General features: G+C 30.5%; 31 protein-coding genes. All 31 read right to left on the reverse strand.

The window, feature by feature from the left end:
* Positions 1–8: 8 nt before the first annotated feature.
* Positions 9–275 carry a hypothetical protein gene (locus HMPREF2961_RS00195; protein WP_070703593.1) on the reverse strand — a complete coding sequence of 89 codons (267 nt, stop codon included), beginning with the start codon at positions 273–275 and terminating at the stop codon, positions 9–11.
* A gap of 497 nt (positions 276–772) precedes the next feature.
* Entirely contained in the window at positions 773–1,633 is an 861-nt protein-coding gene (locus HMPREF2961_RS00200) for a conjugal transfer protein TraA (RefSeq protein WP_256277942.1), read from the reverse strand.
* A gap of 10 nt (positions 1,634–1,643) precedes the next feature.
* On the reverse strand, positions 1,644–2,207 hold the full coding sequence (locus HMPREF2961_RS00205; RefSeq protein ID WP_070703597.1) for a hypothetical protein: 564 nt from the start codon (positions 2,205–2,207) through the stop codon (positions 1,644–1,646).
* A gap of 496 nt (positions 2,208–2,703) precedes the next feature.
* On the reverse strand, positions 2,704–2,907 hold the full coding sequence (locus HMPREF2961_RS00215) for a hypothetical protein (RefSeq protein WP_070703601.1): 204 nt from the start codon (positions 2,905–2,907) through the stop codon (positions 2,704–2,706).
* A 34-nt stretch (positions 2,908–2,941) separates the two neighbouring features.
* Complete coding sequence (locus HMPREF2961_RS00220; RefSeq protein WP_070703603.1) at positions 2,942–3,289, reverse strand: hypothetical protein; 348 nt, start codon at positions 3,287–3,289, stop codon at positions 2,942–2,944.
* 60 nt (positions 3,290–3,349) lie between these two features.
* Positions 3,350–3,703, reverse strand: coding sequence for a hypothetical protein (locus HMPREF2961_RS00225; protein WP_176747391.1), 354 nt, complete (start codon positions 3,701–3,703; stop codon positions 3,350–3,352).
* A 9-nt stretch (positions 3,704–3,712) separates the two neighbouring features.
* The gene (locus tag HMPREF2961_RS00230; RefSeq protein WP_070703607.1) at positions 3,713–3,913 is read right to left on the reverse strand and encodes a hypothetical protein; all 201 of its coding nucleotides are present in this window, start codon (positions 3,911–3,913) and stop codon (positions 3,713–3,715) included.
* Positions 3,914–3,944: 31 nt separating this feature from the next.
* Positions 3,945–4,250: a hypothetical protein gene (locus tag HMPREF2961_RS00235; RefSeq protein WP_070703609.1), complete on the reverse strand. Its 306-nt coding sequence runs from the start codon at positions 4,248–4,250 to the stop codon at positions 3,945–3,947.
* Positions 4,251–4,279: 29 nt separating this feature from the next.
* The gene (locus tag HMPREF2961_RS00240) at positions 4,280–4,570 is read right to left on the reverse strand and encodes a hypothetical protein (RefSeq protein ID WP_070703611.1); all 291 of its coding nucleotides are present in this window, start codon (positions 4,568–4,570) and stop codon (positions 4,280–4,282) included.
* A gap of 12 nt (positions 4,571–4,582) precedes the next feature.
* Positions 4,583–4,885, reverse strand: a complete 303-nt coding sequence (locus HMPREF2961_RS00245) for a hypothetical protein (protein WP_070703613.1) — start codon at positions 4,883–4,885, stop codon at positions 4,583–4,585.
* Positions 4,886–5,072: 187 nt separating this feature from the next.
* Positions 5,073–5,423: a hypothetical protein gene (locus HMPREF2961_RS00250; protein WP_256277943.1), complete on the reverse strand. Its 351-nt coding sequence runs from the start codon at positions 5,421–5,423 to the stop codon at positions 5,073–5,075.
* 161 nt (positions 5,424–5,584) lie between these two features.
* Positions 5,585–6,196 (reverse strand): recombinase family protein, encoded by a 612-nt coding sequence (locus HMPREF2961_RS00255; RefSeq protein ID WP_070703617.1) that lies wholly within the window; start codon positions 6,194–6,196, stop codon positions 5,585–5,587.
* Positions 6,197–6,553: 357 nt separating this feature from the next.
* A complete protein-coding gene (locus HMPREF2961_RS00260; RefSeq protein ID WP_070703619.1) occupies positions 6,554–7,522 on the reverse strand; it encodes an ATPase in 969 nt (322 codons plus the stop codon).
* A complete protein-coding gene (locus HMPREF2961_RS00265; protein WP_070703621.1) occupies positions 7,519–7,716 on the reverse strand; it encodes a hypothetical protein in 198 nt (65 codons plus the stop codon). The genes HMPREF2961_RS00260 and HMPREF2961_RS00265 overlap by 4 nt, the downstream gene beginning before the upstream one ends.
* A 9-nt stretch (positions 7,717–7,725) precedes the next feature.
* The gene (locus HMPREF2961_RS00270) at positions 7,726–8,052 is read right to left on the reverse strand and encodes a hypothetical protein (RefSeq protein ID WP_256277950.1); all 327 of its coding nucleotides are present in this window, start codon (positions 8,050–8,052) and stop codon (positions 7,726–7,728) included.
* A gap of 33 nt (positions 8,053–8,085) precedes the next feature.
* Positions 8,086–8,304, reverse strand: a complete 219-nt coding sequence (locus HMPREF2961_RS00275) for a hypothetical protein (protein WP_070703625.1) — start codon at positions 8,302–8,304, stop codon at positions 8,086–8,088.
* A gap of 108 nt (positions 8,305–8,412) precedes the next feature.
* Positions 8,413–8,604 (reverse strand): hypothetical protein, encoded by a 192-nt coding sequence (locus HMPREF2961_RS00280; RefSeq protein ID WP_070703627.1) that lies wholly within the window; start codon positions 8,602–8,604, stop codon positions 8,413–8,415.
* Positions 8,605–8,765: 161 nt separating this feature from the next.
* Entirely contained in the window at positions 8,766–9,122 is a 357-nt protein-coding gene (locus HMPREF2961_RS00285; protein ID WP_070703629.1) for a hypothetical protein, read from the reverse strand.
* Positions 9,123–9,146: 24 nt separating this feature from the next.
* Positions 9,147–10,151 (reverse strand): DUF3991 domain-containing protein, encoded by a 1,005-nt coding sequence (locus tag HMPREF2961_RS00290; protein WP_011377378.1) that lies wholly within the window; start codon positions 10,149–10,151, stop codon positions 9,147–9,149.
* A gap of 81 nt (positions 10,152–10,232) precedes the next feature.
* A complete protein-coding gene (locus HMPREF2961_RS00295) occupies positions 10,233–10,490 on the reverse strand; it encodes a hypothetical protein (RefSeq protein WP_070703631.1) in 258 nt (85 codons plus the stop codon).
* Between the two features lie 8 nt (positions 10,491–10,498).
* Positions 10,499–11,572, reverse strand: coding sequence for an ADP-ribosyltransferase-containing protein (locus HMPREF2961_RS00300; RefSeq protein WP_070703633.1), 1,074 nt, complete (start codon positions 11,570–11,572; stop codon positions 10,499–10,501).
* 8 nt (positions 11,573–11,580) lie between these two features.
* On the reverse strand, positions 11,581–13,407 hold the full coding sequence (locus HMPREF2961_RS00305) for an ArdC-like ssDNA-binding domain-containing protein (protein WP_070703635.1): 1,827 nt from the start codon (positions 13,405–13,407) through the stop codon (positions 11,581–11,583).
* A 154-nt stretch (positions 13,408–13,561) separates the two neighbouring features.
* A complete protein-coding gene (locus HMPREF2961_RS00310) occupies positions 13,562–14,428 on the reverse strand; it encodes a hypothetical protein (protein WP_070703637.1) in 867 nt (288 codons plus the stop codon).
* 448 nt (positions 14,429–14,876) lie between these two features.
* Complete coding sequence (locus tag HMPREF2961_RS00315) at positions 14,877–15,140, reverse strand: hypothetical protein (protein ID WP_070703639.1); 264 nt, start codon at positions 15,138–15,140, stop codon at positions 14,877–14,879.
* A 26-nt stretch (positions 15,141–15,166) separates the two neighbouring features.
* Complete coding sequence (locus HMPREF2961_RS00320; protein ID WP_070703641.1) at positions 15,167–15,643, reverse strand: hypothetical protein; 477 nt, start codon at positions 15,641–15,643, stop codon at positions 15,167–15,169.
* A gap of 20 nt (positions 15,644–15,663) precedes the next feature.
* The gene (gene mobP2 / locus HMPREF2961_RS00325) at positions 15,664–17,178 is read right to left on the reverse strand and encodes a MobP2 family relaxase (protein ID WP_256277944.1); all 1,515 of its coding nucleotides are present in this window, start codon (positions 17,176–17,178) and stop codon (positions 15,664–15,666) included.
* 81 nt (positions 17,179–17,259) lie between these two features.
* The gene (locus tag HMPREF2961_RS00330) at positions 17,260–17,727 is read right to left on the reverse strand and encodes a hypothetical protein (RefSeq protein ID WP_070703645.1); all 468 of its coding nucleotides are present in this window, start codon (positions 17,725–17,727) and stop codon (positions 17,260–17,262) included.
* On the reverse strand, positions 17,724–18,020 hold the full coding sequence (locus HMPREF2961_RS00335) for a hypothetical protein (protein ID WP_070703647.1): 297 nt from the start codon (positions 18,018–18,020) through the stop codon (positions 17,724–17,726). Before HMPREF2961_RS00335 ends, HMPREF2961_RS00330 begins: the two co-directional genes overlap by 4 nt.
* A gap of 351 nt (positions 18,021–18,371) precedes the next feature.
* Positions 18,372–18,602, reverse strand: a complete 231-nt coding sequence (locus HMPREF2961_RS00345) for a hypothetical protein (RefSeq protein WP_070703649.1) — start codon at positions 18,600–18,602, stop codon at positions 18,372–18,374.
* 35 nt (positions 18,603–18,637) lie between these two features.
* Positions 18,638–19,534 (reverse strand): hypothetical protein, encoded by an 897-nt coding sequence (locus HMPREF2961_RS00350; protein WP_070703651.1) that lies wholly within the window; start codon positions 19,532–19,534, stop codon positions 18,638–18,640.
* Between the two features lie 13 nt (positions 19,535–19,547).
* Positions 19,548–20,198 carry a cell division protein FtsL gene (locus HMPREF2961_RS00355; RefSeq protein ID WP_070703653.1) on the reverse strand — a complete coding sequence of 217 codons (651 nt, stop codon included), beginning with the start codon at positions 20,196–20,198 and terminating at the stop codon, positions 19,548–19,550.
* Positions 20,199–20,200: the final 2 nt, after the last annotated feature.

The following is a 20,200-nucleotide window of genomic DNA, read 5'->3' on the forward strand; positions in this document are numbered from 1 at the left end:
CGAGTTATTTACACAAAATTATTGACGCTCCCTTTTACTTGAGTGATAACATAAGTATTTTTATCAATAACTTCATAAATGCAATATCTAATCTTTAAAGTATTTATTTCTTTCAGTGTTGCTTCGTCTTTTGGAAAAGGCAATCTCCAAATTAGAGTACATCCTGATTCAGTATTGAATGTTATTTCAGTTTCTGAAATATAGTACTTACTTTTATCAAGTTTAACATTGCCTATTTTTACAACCTCATCTATTTGATCCCCTACGTTATACATTTCTATTTCTCCTCTCTTGATATACATATTATACCATTCTGACTACTTGTAGTCAACGTTGAATGAAAGATTTTGGCTACTTGTAGTCATGTTTCCAATCGCTTAAATTTGTATCTAAAGATTATTTTAAGTAAACGCTTAAACAATTTTTCTTAACTTTTTTACTTGCAAAATTGAGACAATGGCTGTATAATCATATATATAAATTATGAAATAAAGACTTCGTGGATTGCCAAAGTTTTTCTTACTACGAACAGTCTTGCGAGTCAACGATCGTTGGTAGCTTTCGTTGACTCTTTATTTTCGCAAAAAAGACTACTTGTAGTCTTTTGAAAACTCCATTTACAGGCTACTTGTAGTCAAATAAAAAGGAAAGACATTTTCATTGTCTTTCCTTTTTTTCGCAATCTTTTGTTAGTCTCCTGTAAGGCCAGATTGTTTTTATAATTTCTTTAGACGGTGATCTTCTTTCAGATAGTGTTTTTCTGTACACTATGTTAGGGAACTTCAGCAAATTCATTTTCTGCCCCCTGTTCACTAAACTGTTTTGGATTCCAAATCAATTCATAATCTCCAAAGAAATCTTTCAAAACCATAGGTTCATTATTAAATATTGCTCCTGTGTCATACAAGCTCACTTGAAGGATTTCGTTATAACTACCAGTTAAAAATACTTCTTTACTTCTATAGATATATTTATCCCACTTACTATCTATTTTAAACAAAAACAAATCAACATTTTTTAAATTCCCATACGGTGTTTTTAAGCAGTAGCTTTCCTTTTGAATATCTGAAAAGACTTGCTTTACAATATATTTAAACAGTATTTTTTCAGCTATACTACTAACTAAATATAGGAGTAAAAACGAACCAAGTTTAGCTGTCGTATTATAATAATTTTGAAAATGAACTTCATGCTCATATAGACCAAGTAGAAATAAAACAGTGCCTTGTCTACAAATAGTTTTTATCCCTTTTTGAAAAGGCTTCAAATAGTCAATATAATTATCATTTGTTGACATCATGATTTTTCCTACTTGTAAGATAAATAAAGCAAAAATGAATAGACTAAAAGCTATACTTCCCAAATTATTTAAAGCTTCTTTCACCTCTAGCGATTCTTTTAATCGATCAGTTCCGGAAAACAGTTTATAAAAGCTATAAGCATTACTCCATCCTACTCTAGCAATGAATAGCCAGACCAGATAACCTAAGCAACTAAAACTAATTTTGAGACCTCTCACTATATCTAATTGAAAAATGAGTCTAAATTCCGGTTCTCTATACATATTTTTAAATTTAACAATTTCTTTTTTTAATCCTAGCGATAATAACTCTTTGCCTACTTTTTTACTCACTCTACTGCCCTTAAATCGCTTCATTAGCAATTTCTTTCTCATAAAGTGAATAAAAAACGGATAATTTAATTGGCTCTAAATATTCTAAAGTTGTTTCAGGAATTCTTTTACTGTCTTTAACCGCAATATAAGCTGAATCATTAAAATAAAAAAATTTTTCTACATTGCTTTTTGCATTGAATCCATCATAGAATATTCCAAAAAGTTCTTTACTACGTTTTTTTGAAAATGGATTTACCAATTGAGAAACACGCTTTGAAATTTTTTCTAGCAACTCTTTATTTGTTCTATAGAATTTACTATTTTTATTGATTCCTTTTAAATCTTCCCGACCACTTATACTATTTTTGAATGTAGTTACTTTATTTCTACTATAGAATTTTCCATATATTGATACTTCTAAAGTGCCATCTTGCCACACCACCAAATGATCTATATCAATAGGATCACTTAATTTGCTGATTAAATCAGCAACACCATTTTCCAAAATATAATCTAAATTATTATTTAATACTCTCGACTTAACGTACTCTGATACGTTAGAATTTTTTAGTGCTTTATAAATAGCTGTCATTCTTTATTCTCCTTCGTAGCCTTTTGATCTACGAACTTAACTACCTTATATATATATATACAACCCTCCTCATTCAAAATTAGATAGTCAAGACGCTTAACAAGACTACATTTCTATTTTGTATGATTTATTGCTATTATTCAACCTATGTTAAAATTTTTTAGTGCCTATCGATTAAAATATTCAGTTACTTTCTTGACTAAAAATAGCAAGCTATAAATGATAATAAAGTCAAAAACTATTAAAATCATACTGGATATTAATGCTTTATTCGTTAATGTTGTAATACCGATAGTAATTAGTATTAAGTTTGTGATTATAACTCTGCCAACATTGCTATTTTCGTTTCTATGAATTAATAAATCATAGACATCAAACATGATAATACAGACCATTAAGAACAATATAAATATTATATTATTGTTGTATACAAAATCAGTCGATTTTCCTATTAAGTATAATACTAAATAAATAAGCTCCCCCATATTCTCACTCTTTAATCTTCGCCATACTGTGCCATCCACTGATCGAATTCGGCTTGTTCTTTACATTCACGCTCTAATTCCCGATCAGAAACTTTGATTTCACATTTTGCTGAAGCCCACTCGGCACCGCAATTACTGCATACTAAGTCACCATCAACGTTTCTAGGTTTGCAAGGATTATCGCAATATCTACATTCAACTCTAATTTGTGGCATTTCCATCCCCCATTCCATTATTTCTGTCGATTACCTACCAACTTAAACTCTCTTCTATAGCTTTACCTTGCGGATCATATGCAGGCGCAATATGTTTCCCAAAATATTGAAGATCAAAGCCAGTATCAATACAATCCGTCAATTCAACAATCTTTACTTGCCAATCCCAACCAATACTATTGAGACAAGATTTTGCACCATTGATAGCTCGTTTATAAGAAGTGTAAGTTTTAACTTTCTTAGACTTATATGTTGAGTTTTCATGTATGCTGTCAACTATCACAGGATACTGCTCCATACCGTAAAACTGACTCCAATAACCACAATAGAATCCGCTTAGTCCACTTGTTTTAACAAATAAAGCATATTTTCCTTTATTCATACTCAGCTCTCCGTTTCCACTATCTCTTCCACTAATCAACTATTTTGGTGGATAGTGGAATCATTCTCTTGGCGATAAAACCCATTGACTGAATATAATCTGGACTGCAAGAGATTCATCTTCAGACATAGTCATAAAATTGTTAATTGTTTCTTCATCAAACATCTGGGTATCCTTATCAACCAAGTAGTAGAATAAGTCCCAAGCATGGCTGTGTTGCCAACTGTAAACATGTTTTAAATCGTCTAATAGCTCTTGCTGCTTTTTGTTGAGTTCTGAAACTATCTGATTTTGATTTTTAGGATCATATAAGATAATCTCTTTAGATTTGTTGTTCGAAAATGTCTTAAGGAAGCCTTCCAGCTGCTTTTTTCCCATCATGATAAAGTCTCTCCATTCTATAATTTCTGTCAATCATGAACTTCAAGCATAAAAGTCGCTTTTTATTTTTTTGTATTCATTAATTACTTCCCCAAAAGGAATTCCAGTAAACAAGCGCTCATATTCACTGCTGAGATTGTATTGATCATGTTCTCCTTCGACCTGTTCAATAAACAATGATAAGCAACTTGATCCTTTAAAATAATAAGGGGTTTCTACTTCAATTCTATTTTTTAATTGCATTTAAATTCTTCCTCCTTTCCTATTAGATCATCTACTTCATTTTTACAATACCAACAAACTCGTTTGAGCGTACATCTCTATATATTTCAATATGCTGGTGTATATCTTTTATTGTTTCGTATGATATTTTTTCCATAACATTTTCTTTTGCATCTGAAATAAACATAGCAATATCACTCGAATCAAAATTATCCCCTAGAATAAAATAATACTGACTGTTCTTGCCGAAAATCGGTTCTTCGATCATTCCTTTTTCAATTTCCCAATTATCAACGAGTATAACACTAATGAAATACCCAAATTCTACATCGGTAAAATCTATATCTATTTCCCTCAAAATTACACCTCCTCACGCTAGTATTTCTGTCATCTATTAATGGCGTAAATTAAAACCAAATTCGCTACTATAATTGCAACAGGAATAGATAATAAAGTTATAGTTATTCTCCACCACATATTTTTATTATTAAATATTTCAATTTCATCTTTTACAATCGCAGCTCTTTTTCCATACGGTAATATTTTCTTATTCTCAGCCGATAAACCTTTTTTATTAATTAAAAAATCTACGACTTTTCCACTTGCGAAATAAACGATCAGTGGAAAAACTATAAAGATTAGTAATGATATTATTGAAAGTAGAATATTAATAACCATTTCCCCACTCCATTATTTCTGTCTATTGCTGATAAATCCATCTTCGTTCATAATTCCTTCTTCCGTTTTGATAATGTCTTCTAACTCATTTGAAACCCTCTCAAATTTAACCGGATCTTCTTCAGCCAGTTCTATCAAAGCTTTGTATGGATCAAAACGACTGAATTTATCCTTTTCTAAAGAAACTGTTTTAACTGGGTATCCTTTATCTTTCGAGTCTGCACTGTTTGTTAAATAACCCTTTGAATCAACTATTATTTTTGCACCGTTTTCTACTGTTTTTATTTCTTTTCCGTTATTCATCACATTCGCCATTTCTTACTACCTCCTTATTAAATCACCATTAATTAGTTTGTTTTGGTGGATAGTGGACTAAATTGTCCGATCTTTTCCTCCGTCAAGTTGAATCTGATTACACAACAGTTAGTATGAGTGTTCCTGTTTTTATCAGAAAATGGAAGCTATATCTTTTCTTGGTCATTCGCATTTCTCCATCTTTTGTTCAACCCCAAGATAGGTAAAGTTTTTCAGAATCTGCTAAATCAATAATCGTGTCTAAAAAGTTTTCAATTTTTTCTTTAGCTTCTAGGCTTAATCCTAAGCTTTGTGATTGAACTTGCAGTTTGTTTTTTGCATTTTTCACATTTGAAAGGGTTGTTGTTCCATCGTAATCTAATCCTTCCCAATCTTCTTCTTTCACATCAGCAGTTGATTCTAAAGTAATTTTTAAAAGGGAAAGTAGAATGTCGCTTTTTTTACTCCCGTAATGAGAGTGAATTTGAGCGAAGCAGTCGAATGATTTTTCACACCACTTTTCTTTGTTTCCACTATATACAAGTAAATCAAATCCCATAAAAATCCTCCTTGATAGCCCCATTTGTAGGCTGTTTCCTCCGTTAGCAAACTATCATACTCTTTCATCAAAAGGTTTCTTTGCATAATTGTACATCTTAAAAGCTCGAAAAAGGCTTAGAATCGTCCTCTGGTGACCTTGATTTCCTAAACAACTTAGAATCAATTAGATTCACTTATTCTTTTTTTTATTCTATAGACTAAGTTTCTATTTGTGCCTGTTTTTTCCGAGATTTTTTTGATCGGTAATCCTTCACCTAACATTCTAACAATTTCATTATAAATAAATCTTTTTTGTGGATTTCTTGCATTTTCTGAATACTCATAAGGTTTCCCTTTGTAGTAACCCTTCCTTTTGGCAATAGCTATGCCTTGTTTTTGTTTTCTCTTTATTTCTTCTCTTTCATTTTGTGCCGTCCAAGAAAAAATACTAATAACCAAACTTCGGACAAGCTTTTCTAAATTAGGATCGCCAAACTTAGTATCTAAAATCGGCAAATTCAACACCATAAGACTCATTCCGTTTTTATCTATAAAAGATACAGTATCTAATATTTCATCAGAATTTCTTCCTAATCGTTCAAGAGACTCAAAGACAAGAGTATCTCCTTCTCTAACAAATGCTAGCATTTTATTAAACTCTGGCCGTTCAGCTGTATTACGACCTGATTTTTTTTCAGCAAATACTTTTTCGACACCCACACGTTTAAATTCTTCAAGTTGTCGTTCTAGGTTTTGATCGTCTGAACTAACTCTTGCATATCCTACTAACATATTTTTACACCTACAAATAACTTTATTTACTCTAGTCAAACAAACTAGGAATTTTTTCGTGAGTTTATCAACTCTCAATTTTTATTTTTTAAAATACAACAATTTTTCTATTCTATCTTCAGTATATCCACCTCTCTTTATGTCACACCCTTGTGTGACACCCCTCAATCCTATTATATCGCATTTCCATCAGTGTCACAATAGGGTATACCCTTATGTAACACTATCCGACCACTTTTTTTAATCCCTAGAAATATTAATAAATCTATCGAATTCTTGTTTTCGGAACAAAAAGTCTACTTGTAGTCATGTGAATAAAATGAAACGCAGGCATGAAAAATCGACCTACGTTTTACTTTATTCCATTTCTAAATCAGATTTTTTTATATTTCTATCTCTTTTTACTTCCATACCTGATAGCTGTCTATGAGTTTTTTCTAAAAGCTCGCCTAAACTATTAATATATGCTAGCTTACAAGAATTTCTTTTTTTATCTTGACCTACTAATTCATCTTCAGATACCCCTGTAGAAAAACTAATTGCTAGAACCCGTTCCTTGATTTCATTCTTATGGTTCAAATAAAAATTATCAACTTGCTCTGCTTTTAAAAAACGATCACTAATAAAATTGTCACTTGCTAAATATATTCTTTCAAGAGTTTCTTTTGGGTTCATCTCTTCTTGGGATATATCCATCATAATTTGTTTGCTTATAGGAGTTTCAGCACTTTTATCTTGAATAGCTTTGGGAACCCAAGCATATTCTTGCGTATTATTGGCTACAACTGTATGATTTTCTTTAACATAAATATAAGAAAACTCATCTGAATTATCATAGATACTTACATTATCAAAATATTTTTCTAACTCTGCTAAGTTTCTTAAAGAAAATTCGTATCTTTTTCTTATTAAATCTTCAGGTACACCGTGGCCACCTTTAGCAACACGGCTTTTAACCCTTTCAATCGCTCTTTCTGGTGAATCTAGTCCTATATAGATTAAAAACGATTCATAACCTAATTTTTTAGCATTTATAAGCCTCTTTTTATCGGGATATGGATTACCGCCAAAAGTCGTTTCATGGTGAAAAGATTTTCCTTCTTTAAAATGACCTTCGATCTCTCTCAGAACTTCACGCATACTTTTGTTTATATCTGCTTGTTTATTCCAATTTCCTCCAAAACGCCTCAAAATTTCATCTGCATTAATTCTATCAGTATCAAGTTCTTTTCTTTTTGAATTTTGAATTTGATAAATCGTAGATTTACCGGCGCCATTAACGCCCCCAATAACTACATAATATGGTTTATCATTTTCTAAAATCATATTTTAAAATCTTTCTGATTAATTACTTTTTTTTGATCTACTCGTGTCACATAACTAGAAAGTACAAGGTAGAAAGTCCTCTCTTCCTCACTTTCTGCATTTTTTAAAGCTTCGTGAAAATCATCTACAGTCATATTCAAAACATCAGGATACATTTTCTTTAATTCTTTTACAGCCTCTGTCATAGCTCTCATTCCCTTCTCTTATTCGTCTATATTAAAGTACTCTGCTTCAGCTTCTAGTCTATCTTTCAAGTCTTTTAAAACAACCGTAAGTATATGATCCTCACCATTTTTTTCAATTGATTGTTTTACCGCTTCATCTAACTTATCTAAATAGGATTCTATAATCCCTAAATTGTTTACTTCAATAAGACGGAAGTCCGGCAAATTCTTCATCCTAATTCCGCCTCTGGGCTGTTCCTTTACAAATAAGGATTTGTAATCATTATATTCATTCTCATTAATAACCAATTCTTTCATAGGTTCTAAGTGGATAAATTTGCGTGAAGCATAGTCTTTCATAATCATCTCTCCCAATAGAAAATCTTCTTCTTTTTTATATTATATCACGTTCTCAAAGCGTTGAGTTATTGTATTGTTTAGATCATCAAGACACATCATGCTGCATTTTTTTATTACTACTGGTGCTTTTCCGATTGCTTTAACTACCGCTACATTAGCTAGCAAACTAATTACTTCTCCCTCAATAAGCTCTCCGCTCCCAATAACAATACCCTGTACTTCCATCCCTACTTTGAACGTTTCTTTTTTTTTTACCATTATTTCGCCCCCCTCTTATGACTACTTGTAGTCATTTGAATATTTTTTAGGAGAACGTTTTTCCGTTCCCTTTCATCGAATAGAATCCTTCATCATTTCAACAAATAATTAACTTTCAGTGTAAAAAAATTCTTCGTAATTACCATCATGAAAAATATCCCATCTTTGTTTTTCATTCTCATTTAAGTAGGAAAAATAATATCTGACAGTATCTAACTTATTTAATTGCCCTCTGGTTTTGTAAATACAATCCAAGTAATCTTGCATTCGATCTGACCAAAACATTCTTGTCTGCTCCATCTATTATCTCTCCTTTTTATTAAATCAAATATTTAAACTATTGACTACTTGTAGTCTACAGATACATCATACGACAACGACTACTTGTAGTCAATATTTTTCTTTAATTTAATTAACTGTCTATTCGTAGTCAAAAAATGTAAAAAAACGCCTAGTTTACACTAGACGTTTAAACAACTCAACAATTCTTCGTTATACCCCATCAAGGGTTGAACTGCTTTAATACTTACTTGATCGTCTTCTCTAACTGCTTCTATGCTTACCCCTTTTGTATATTGGCCATCTTTCTTATCCGTCCAAATTTGATAATAAGTAAGTCCATATCGTTCAATAATCTCAAAGAGAATGGTTATTATTTTTTTTTGTTTGATTTTTGGCAATTCAATCCGCAATGATTTTTCTTGAATATCGAACTCTGGATTTTTATTTTTAAGTTGTTCTTCAATAATCATATAGTCTGTAGACATCTTATCTAAATCAATTAATGAATCAGATAAGATTGCTATTGTATCGTTCATAACACATCAGCTACTTTCTTCTCTTTATTCCATTTCATATACAGGAGTATTAAGAGATAATTTATGTGTGAAGTTCACGATTTTTGATACATCTTCTAACTTGAAGCGTTTAAATGCTTCTTTTCCTCTTGTTAAATTATCATTCCAATCAAATCCCTCTCGCAAAGGTACATCGACTTTTACTTCACTGATCCCTATCCCTTCTCTTCCAATTCCTTTTTCTTTAAATTCTGTTTCAATAAAAGTACGTCCGGCTTTATCATTATCAACACAAAGGACTGTTTCTGAAGGCAATGATTTAAACTTATTATAATGCTCTGTAACCCCATGCAATACATTACCTACCTTTAATCCATTCATGCTAACAAACGTAGCATTTTCGGCTTTTTCTGGCTTTTGTGTAATGTACGACATCAAATCTATTTCACTTTCAAAAAAATACATTTTATCTGGTTGGCCAAAAGTTACGTTAAATCCTGAATACTCTTTAGAGTTTTCTTGTATTTTTTTCCATGTAACATCCTTTTGTTTGCCTTCATGAAAAAATTTTCTAGTTCCTTGTTCCGTACACCCAACGATTTCTTGATCTTTTTTCCATAAGAACAAAACATTTCCTTTTTTGTCTTGTTTAATTAGTCCTTTAGATAAAAAATCTTCCACTAAAGCTGTATCAATTCTTCTCTCATTTACTAAATAAGACTTTGCAACAGATACCGGCACTTCATTTTCTTTCTGATATTGGTACGGAGCTTTTTTCACTTTTGTATTGAACGAATGAACTTCATAATCACTATCTTCAAGTTTCTGTTTTGCTTCTTTAAATGAACAATCATAGTAGGCTTTGATAAAATCAAAAATATCTCCCCCTAAATCCTTTGAGTTCCATTTAAAAAGGTTTTTGCGATCACTGATTACACAAGAATCATGATCTTCTAATCTATAGTATTCCCTTGAATCTTGCTTTAAACCTATCCCATTTTGTTTACAAAAATCAACAATACTGACTTTTTTCGCTTCTTTCAATTCCAAATAGACACCTCCTCTATCGGAAATTTATTCCACATACTCCATCCAAATAGACAACCCCACTATTAAGTGAAAATCATTTTTTTATAAAGTACATTTGTATTCTTCATAATAATCCTGTGTACAGAAAATATAATTTAATCCGTCTCTAAGTGATAACTCCCAAAAGCCTATCTTCTTGCTCTTTTTTTCTCTAATTATTTTTTTTCTAACACTTTTTCCGTACTTCAAAGCCATTTTAAAAGCGATTTGTACATCTTCACAAATTACAAAATGACTATTATTAATTTGGTGATATTCACCTTGCGTTTCTAAAAAATTTCTATTTTCTTGTTCTATCATTCATTTATCTACTCCATTTCAAATTTTGTTGTATTTTCAAAATTAGTCAATTTCAAAATCTTATTTTCCATTTCTTCAGAAACAGATGGTATTTCAAACGTATCATTTTCAATTTCATTATAAATTTCTCTCATTGCACCGTTATAAGCCATGATAGACGTAGCTTTTTGGTATTCCGTAGAAGAAGTATCTACTGGAATACCTAGCAGTTCTTCTTTATCGATCTCTAACTTTTCGGATAAATTTGTCAATTTCGTTTCAATTTCTTCTTTATGACTGTCATAAAATTCATTAATATCACTATCTAATGCTAATCTGGAAACTGGTTCTTCCACGTTTTCTAAATATTCAATGCGCTCTTGCCAAGCTTGTTTATCATAATAGTTAGTTGTTTCTAGCTCTTGCTCAAAATCTTTTATCACAACTTCTCGAATGGGAACTTCCGAAACCTTATGCCCAATAAATTTATCTGTCATGTCCTCACTACTTTCTAAGCTATTCCGTTCCTCGTTTAAATCGTGAATAGTTTCAATCTTTACTTTATCAGGCTGTAACACTACGATAACTACATCCTTTTGTCTTAACTGTTCTTCCGCAATAATATGTGTATATTTCCCAACGTCATAAAATGCCTTAGCAGTAGCTTCATGATCTCCAATGGTATTTCCAATGTCGTTAATCAAATCTACGTCATTTTCATTCTCACTAAGAGAAGCAATCACTTCTCTTTTTACAACTTTTTCTCCGTAATAACTAACATCATTGTAATCATTTAAAATATCATTACTTTCTTGTAATTTATCTATTACTTTAGAAAGCTCTTCATCAGTAATAGTGCGTTCATTCATAGAAATCGGCTTCTCTAATTCAACATTTACTTCATATACGAAACCATTATTTCCGTTACTACCTTGCTCAGCGTACATTGTCGCCATTTCTTTATTAGGTGTTAAGTACACACCAAATCCATTAGCTGTTCCGTTTAAACCTTTATGATCTAAACTAAATTCATCAAATTTATTCATACTTCCATGAAACAGGCGATAATTTCCGCCTGTTTCATAATTTTGTTCATTACTCATAATTTTTTTCACTCCATTTCAAAAGAATGTTCTGCTGTTTTTACAGTCGGCTTTTCCAAGTTAGAATTTTCTGGTATCTTGAAAGTTCCTTCATCCATTTCATATTTTACTTTAGTTGCAACCAATTTATAAGCTACTACTGAAGCCACCTCTTTATATGAATCATTATCTATTGTATCTCTTAAATTTGTTCCTGATACAGATTCAAAATCTGTAATCGTATTTTCGATTTCTTGCTTATGAGATTCATAAAAATTTTCCGCAGTCATACAAGAGTTTAATTCTTTTATATCGTTAATATTTGTTTGATTTTCAATTTCTTTTTGCCAACATTTTTCATTGTAGTAATTGTTAGCATTTTCAGATAGATTATAAACCGCTTCATTTACAACAACCGATCTCAACGGTTCGCTTAATTTTAACATATCATTTTTTATTTCATGATTCTCACAAGCTTTCAAACTTTCTAAAACAAACTTTTCGACATAATCGCAATTTTCAGGTGATCGATCTAGTAATAAGCGATCATTTTTATTTTCACTTGGATTCTCAAAAACTACACCGTAAACATCACATACATCAAATTGTTTCGTATCTGAATAATATGTCACATAATTTTCTCCTATTTTAGCTGTAACATCATAATTTCTATGAGTAAGCTCAATAGAATTTTCTCCATATTTTTTTCTATAATAATCCACCATCGCTTCTAAATAACTACCATGGATTTTTCTATCCGGATCATCGATTGTACTATCGTAGAAATTGTGAAATTCTAACTCTGATTTTTGTTTTATCTGCTCTTTATTCTCATTAGGAACAAAGGAATTTTTTAGTGCATTAAATGCTGTTTGCTGTTCTTCCAGTACTTTCTTATCAATCGTACTTATAAAATCAATAGTCGTCTCTCTAACTTCTTGCATTATCTGTCTAAAGTTTTTTGGATCAATTCTTTCATTATTTTTAGTCCAATTTGCAATATACGGAATAGTAAAATCTGACGTATCAATACCGTAATTATGACAAACAATAAATGAAGTCATTTCCGCCTGAAACTCCTTAATCGGTATTGAGTAGGAAGAACCATGTTCATTCTTATTGTGAAGCTTTTTGTGAGCTAATTCGTGAATACTAGTAGTAAGATTTTGTGTTCTACTATTTCTTGAATTTAATACAATTTCTTCCCTCCCATCACCATATTGAATATATTCTCCTCTAGCGCTTCCCATTTCGCCTCTACCAGACTCGTTCATATCTTTTATAGATATATTCATAGATTCGGCCAAATGACTTATACCTTTTTCTAATTGACTAACACTTAATTCACCATCAATATTAAAATTCCATACCCTGTTAGGAAATATTTTTGGCAAATCTTCTTCCGTTGCATTAGTTTGGGAAATATCAAATACGTAACCCTTCTTAAAATGCTTGATTTTTTTGCTTCTTAATTCTCCATTTTTGATTTTTTCTTTTTGCTCACTTGTCGCTTCTTTTAATGTCTTTTCCTCACCATTTTCATCAATAAAAACCGTTACCGGAGCATGTGCATAAATACCTATCCCCTTTTCTTTCGCTTTAACTTGAAATCCTAGTTTTTTCCAACCATCATAACTTGCTACAGCAATTGCTCCTTCAAATCCCTCATCGATCAACGAAAGGTTTAAAGGACTGTAATTGTGTATTTTAGACATGAACTTGGCAAACTCGATCATATCTTCAGGGTTAGACTGATATTGCTCGATTTTGCTGTTGGAAGCCTCAATTAAATCGTCTAACTCTTTTTGTTTTTGCTCCTTCGTTTTCGGTTTCCAGTTTCCTTTTTTATAGGCCATCTTCTATCTCCTTTCTTTTTTAGGTAAGCTAAATTACCTAATTAAATTATACCAGATATATAAAAACTCTTCTATCTAGTTTCACTGAATCAATGCAAATAAAAAAGAGATAAGATAGTTATAGTAACCATCTTATCCCTTTTTATTTTGCCACCTAATCAACTATACTTACGTTTTTACCTTTACTATCTAATAGAACTTTGTTATCTTTAGAAGCTACTTTAGTAAGCAAAAGTTGATCCAATTCATCATTAGAATATCCCGAATAAAAATTATCTAAAACCTTCGTTGTTGCAACTGGAATTGATAACTTCAAATCCATACTAGTAGATTCATAAGATAATTCTCCTTCAGACGAAACTTCACCAAAACTATTTAAATTCCAAATTGGACTATCTAAATATTTGTAAGATAATTTAATTGTTTCCATTGAAGGTGATTTATTCTCATTATCCATTTTAATTGTTGCTGATACCTTTTCCCACTCCGGCTCTGAATATTGAACACCATCGATTTCTTCTATATCCGCCTGTATTTTAGGTATACTATCTTGAAAATCAGCAATTTTTTGGTCATTTTGAAACTCTTGTTTTTCCTCATTACCTAATTCTGTTTTTACAGAATCTAAAGTAGCATTGTAGCTATCAATATCGCTTTTTTTCTTATCATTAAACTTTTGTTTATCAGCGTTCAATGCTTGTTCTATTATTTCTTCATCGCTCATTTTAGAAACTTTTTCTAAAGTAAGCTGTTCCATATCCGTTTTAAATACTTTTGCTTTACCATCTTTAGTTTGGATCACCGCTTTTACATATTCATTCTTATCAATAGGCGTTTTGTTTTTACTACTTGTTTCGACTACCAACCAACAACGTGAATCTTTTTGTTCTGCACTATCTATGAATGAGATATTATGTGCTTCATTTGACTTAGCAGCAGCTTCTTCTTTGCCACATGCAGATAATAATAGCGCAAAACTAAAAATCATAGGTATTGTTGCAATAACTCTTAACTTTTTCATTTATAAGCACCTCTTTTTTATCGGTCTGATACATAATTTCATATTATCATATTTTCATTCTAATACACAGATACCCTTAAAATAATTTCTTATAGAAAATAATAGCAAAAAACAAAGAACCAAATAAGCCGTCCTTTGTCTATCACTTTTTTTATTTTTCCGTTATGTTTGCCTTAGCTTTTTAAATTTTTTTACTCCTACTTGTAGTCTTTAGGTGTAAATTAAAGGAAGTCAAATAACTTCCTCCAATTCTTATATTTTATTACTACTAAAATAGTTTAACACGAATGACTACAAGTAGTCATGTGATTTCCCAACATATTTTTAAACTCCTAATTCGCTCTGTACGTCTATATAACGTCTCTTAGCATAATCTATCAAGTTTCTATTTCAAACCGCTTAAAACGAATATCAGTGGCCAAAATTTTCTACTGGAAGCTTTTAAAGTCTAAAATATATTTCTTATTTGATCCAAAACTTCAGGGAAATACAAACCCAATATCAATACAGCACCTATAATTAATAGCGGAATCATTTTTTTAATAAAAGAAATAGCAGCTAAAACAATCAGTACTACAACTATTAATAAGGCTATTTTGGGATTAGAATATAAAAACTCTTTGACCATAGACGTTACATTTAAGTATAGTTCAATCAATACCCGAAAATCTCCATTGCTTAACTTGTCCATAATCGTTTTAAAATCGGTCATATCTTTTTACTCCTTTCATATAAAGTTTAATTACTTCTATCAAGATAAATTTTTCCATCGTCACCTATAATTGATTCCACCTTGTCAGATAAAAAAATATCATTACAATCTCTATACTTAATAATTAACTCTTTGACTTTAGATAAATCATTAGCTGAAGCACTAACATCAATATAGGCTAAATACTTTCTAACTAAGCTTTTATTTTCAGCTACCTTAATTTCAAAAGAAGTTTTTGCAAACAATTTTTGTAATAGATCACGTTCTTCTATTGTATAAACGGTATACGGCAAATCTTCATTAGTTACTACATAAGTTCCATTAGAATAAACGTATACACATAAAGTATCATCGCTAATATCGTTGTATTTATTTTCATACAAGTCATATACTCTTAAAATTTTATTTCTATAATTTTCCGATAGAAGTTCAGTACCGTCATCTACAGTTCCTAACGTTTTCAGCATTTTCTCTGTTTCTTTGATCCTATTCAAATTGCTCATTAAAAACCTCCAAATTCTATTTAGTTAACATCAAATTCATATGCTTGTCTTATCTTTTCTTGTTCTATCATTCGTTGTGCTACGTCATAATCGTTTTTAGCACGATACATTTTCAAATCATCATTGATTACTCTATCAATTTTTATAATAAGCTTTTTATCTTTAAATTTTTCAGAAATCTTCTTGAAGTGGACTTCATTTTTTTCACGTGCTAATTGTCGTTCTTCTAATCTTTTTTGGAAATCATCATATCGTTGTCTAGCATATTTCGTTTTAAATTCTGGTTTTTCCCTATTAAACTTAACGTTCAATTTTTTTCCGTCTAACAGATTTTTAAGTTCATTATTATTCAAATTTTTTTCTTCAGATTGCTTTAAAAGTTTAATTTGTCCTACTACAGCATTACCCATTCGAGCATTAAAATCTTTTTTTCTATTCAAATAATATTCTTGTGGATTATAGCGTTTACCATAAGTTGTTTGATAAAGCTCATCAATTTCTTTAGTCATACGATCATATTCTTTTCTTTTTGGATTACCCCTTGTCATATAATTTGTGACTTCATCAATCTTTTCTTTTGTTTTTTCAGGAAGCTCATTGTAGCCACGTGTTGTACTAGGTATTTCTTTTTTCAATTCCTTTAGGTAGTTTACTAATTCTTTGTCATATCTTGAATTATTTTCTACATATAATTGAATCAAAGAATCTTTTACAGACTGCTTAATTTCTAAAGGAACTTCTTTTCTCAATTTAGATATTTTTTCAAATTCGTTCGTTCTATCTAATATTTTGCTACCGAATTTAAAAATCATATCATCTAACGTAGACTGTTTTCTTTTACCTCTAGCTTGTAAAACACCATCATATTCCATTATTTCACGAGTATTTTTACGCTCCATAGCTGTTACATGAATATGGATGTGTTCAGTATTTCTGTGAATCGTTGCAAACCAAAAAGGATCAACTAGTTCTTCCTTTTCTTGCATTTTTCCCATCATAGACTTTGTTGCTTCATATAGAACATTTTCATTTAATTCATTTGTTTCTGGATTATAATATCCTTCCCTTACTAAAAAATCATTATCGAATGAAATTACATCTTGGAACATCACCGATCCATTATTTTTTGCTTCTATGACCGATTCTTTTATTTTTGAAATGTCCTTTTTAGTGATATATCTTTTTGTATTGCTAAATGCTCCGTTTACTATTTCATTATCTACATTTTCTAAGATAGCTTTTTTACGTGTCATATAATCAATATATTTATCCATTTCACGTAAATCTTTAATCACTGGTTGATCTGTTTCCTGTTCTATTTTTTCCAAAGCTTTTTCTATTCTAGCTAATTCATTTAGTTCATCTTCTGAATAATCATGATCTAGTTTATCTTGCCTAATAGCCTCTTGTCTGGAAATATAATCTACAAATTTTTGAAGTTCTACCATGTGATTATTCTTTTTGCTTTTTCCTGTTTCAAATTTTGCTTTAAGGATAATGCTCGCACTTTTTCTGTTAAAGATATGTTCAGTCATATCATCACCCACCATTTTCAAAAATTTTTTCTACAGGCGGTTTTGTACTTAATGCTAAGTTGCATTAGAATTTTTTAGTTTTCAATCCGTTGTAAATCTTAATGACGGTGAACTAAACATTGTTCCCTCTCCCAAACGACTACTTTCTTTTTCCGGTTCAGCACGCTCTTCTTCTAATTCTTTACTAGCTAATCCACTATTAATTAATAGTTTATAGACAGACTCTTCTATACTATTTAATTGTTCACTATAATCTTTATGTGTACTGTCTTCTTTTTTATTAAAGTTTTCAAGTTGCTGTTTTTGCAATTCTATTATCGTTTCAAGTTCGCTAATTTTTAATTTTGCTTCTTCTAAGTTTTTAGCTAACTCTTCTTTTTCTGGATCACGGAAATTTTGATTGGCTTTTGTTAACATTGGTAAATTTGAAACAACATAACGGAACATATTGGATTTTGTTTGAAATACTGACTTGTTTACTTCAAAGCACTTATTGAATTTTTCTTTTACATCTTCTGTTGCTGATACTTTGAAATAAGGATAGTTCATTTATTTAAATCACTCCTTTCGCTAATTAAAAAATTGAATAAGCGTTCATAAACTGAAGTTAACTCGCTAATACTTTCTACCATTTGTTCATTTGACAATAAAAGTTTTTCAACTACTAAATCAAATTCTGACTTTTTATAATCAATCAAATCGATCTCGCTATCTTGGCGAATGATTGCTAAAAAATAGTCATTCCTACTAAACTTTTTTCCGGTACGTTCTTGAATTTTATTTACTTTTTTATCAATCTCTTTTATATATTGTGGATCAATTCCTCTGATTGAAACGTCCATACACACACCTCTTTCAAGTTGTTTTTATCTATCTGGTATATATTATTATATCAAAGTCCAAAGGAAAATTAAAGATTTAAAGACAAGACCAAGGAATTAATACAAAGAGCATAAGGGAAAACTGATAGCACCTTCCTAAAGGAAGGTGGCTAAGTTGGCTGTGCCAACTGGTTTTCTTTCAAAATCACCTCATATTTTTTTGCTATTACAAAAATATCTATTTTCGACCTATTTTCGGCCATAATATAGTACCTACTTTTGGTCATAGTTTCGTCCGTAGTTTTGGTCATTGAAACTAAAGCTTTTGCGCACAAAAAAAGAGTGGCAAGTTTTACCTTACCACTCTTTTTCCTATTCACAAATTTGGTTTAAATTCGCTTTTTTTATTACTTCGTTTATATCATAGCAATCATAATATTTGCACAACATCATTCCTAATTTTAACGCTTGTTCCTCTTTATATTTTTTAAGCTCTGCATTTTTTTTTCGCTTAATTGCTTTTCTTTTTTCTTTATATTCCGCTTCAATTCTCATTAATTCTTCTTCAGCTTTCTCTTTAATAGTGACAATAGAATTACACATTTTCTCTAAACTCCCTTAAAATAATTTAAACACGATCACTCAAACCGGCTTGCAGACTTTTCTAGTTGTTTGATTTTTTCCTCAAGTTGTTTGATTTTATTTTCGCTTTCCTCTATTGAAGATTTATTATTTTCAATAGTTGTCTGCATAGAACTGATTTCATTTTTTGTATCTGTCTGTTCATCTAGGGTTTGAAACTCTAAGTTTTGATTAGCTTTATCAATATCTTTTTGCACTACTTCATTTGCTAGATTCATTTTTTCAATAGATTTTTTCTCATCTTTTATAGATTTTTCTATAGCTTTAATTTGATATTTAAAATTATCTTTTTGTAAATCAGAAGTACTCTCAACTTCCAATTTATTATTCGATTTAATGTCTTTATCTACTGCATAGAATTTTATTTCCTTTTCTTTTAAGTCGTTTGAAGGCTCTAACTCCGGATAAATATATCTAGGGTGAACTGTCACAGAAATTACACCAAAGTTTTTAGGTAGATTTTGATAATATATTACCGTGTATTCATCTGACAATTGTATAATTTTTGTCTCAACACCTTCATTATTTTTGTTCGTTATGAAATTTAGTCTATAGTCACTTTTAATATTACTTAGTGATTTAGTTCCTGTATCATCTTGATACCGCAACACTAATTTAAATAGTCCATCTTCCCTATTTATTTCCATATCATCGACATACATATTCAAAGAAGACGTTACATTTTGGGCTGAATTCATTTTTACAGTTTCAAAATCATAACTTTTTCCCATCACATAAGGAGAAAAAACGATCATCATTCCTACTGCTAAGAATCCAAGTATAGCACCTAAATATAATTTCATTCCTTTCGTTTTTTTATATACTTTGTCAATTTGCGACTTATTTTTTTTATTTGTTTCTTTCTTATTATGAATGGAATATTTCTTATTCATTTACTTCACCTCACTATTTTAAATACTTGATTTCATAATTATCTACCAACACTCGGCCGTCCTTGTTAGTTACTTCAAAGAGCATATAAACTGTATTCTCTGTATCACCACTAGAAGATTCTGTCTTGTAATTGACTTCAGCAAAGTAATTAATAGTATTGGCATTAACATAATTCGTATATAATCTTGAATCTTTATATTTACTTTTGAATGTTGGATCGCTTGAATATGCTTCCCCTTTTTGAGTAGTAGATTTACTTTCTAAAGTCTTTTTACTCGTTGTAATCATGTCGTCCGGCACAATAGAATCAGCTACAGAAGTAGTAGATACTTTCTCTAATTCTGCCTTCTTTTCTTCTACTTTTTCAATATCATATACCGGATATAGTTCAACAAATTTCTTAGCAGTTTCAGCAATTTGTTTATTTAATTCACTACCATCATCATTAGTTAGATTCGCTTCTATATTTGCATTTAGATCATTAATATTTTTACTTAACTTGCTATTTTGTTCTTCTAATTGTGCTACTTCTTGATCCAATTTTTTATTTTTTGCTTGAATGGTGCTTGTATGAAGTTGAGACAACAGTCCGCCTAAAACTAAAACAACAAGTAAAACACCACAAATATATTTCCATTTATTATCATTTTTTTTCTTAATCATCT

The organism is Enterococcus sp. HMSC076E04, assembly GCF_001814285.1.
GTDB classification, from domain to species: domain Bacteria; phylum Bacillota; class Bacilli; order Lactobacillales; family Enterococcaceae; genus Enterococcus_B; species Enterococcus_B lactis.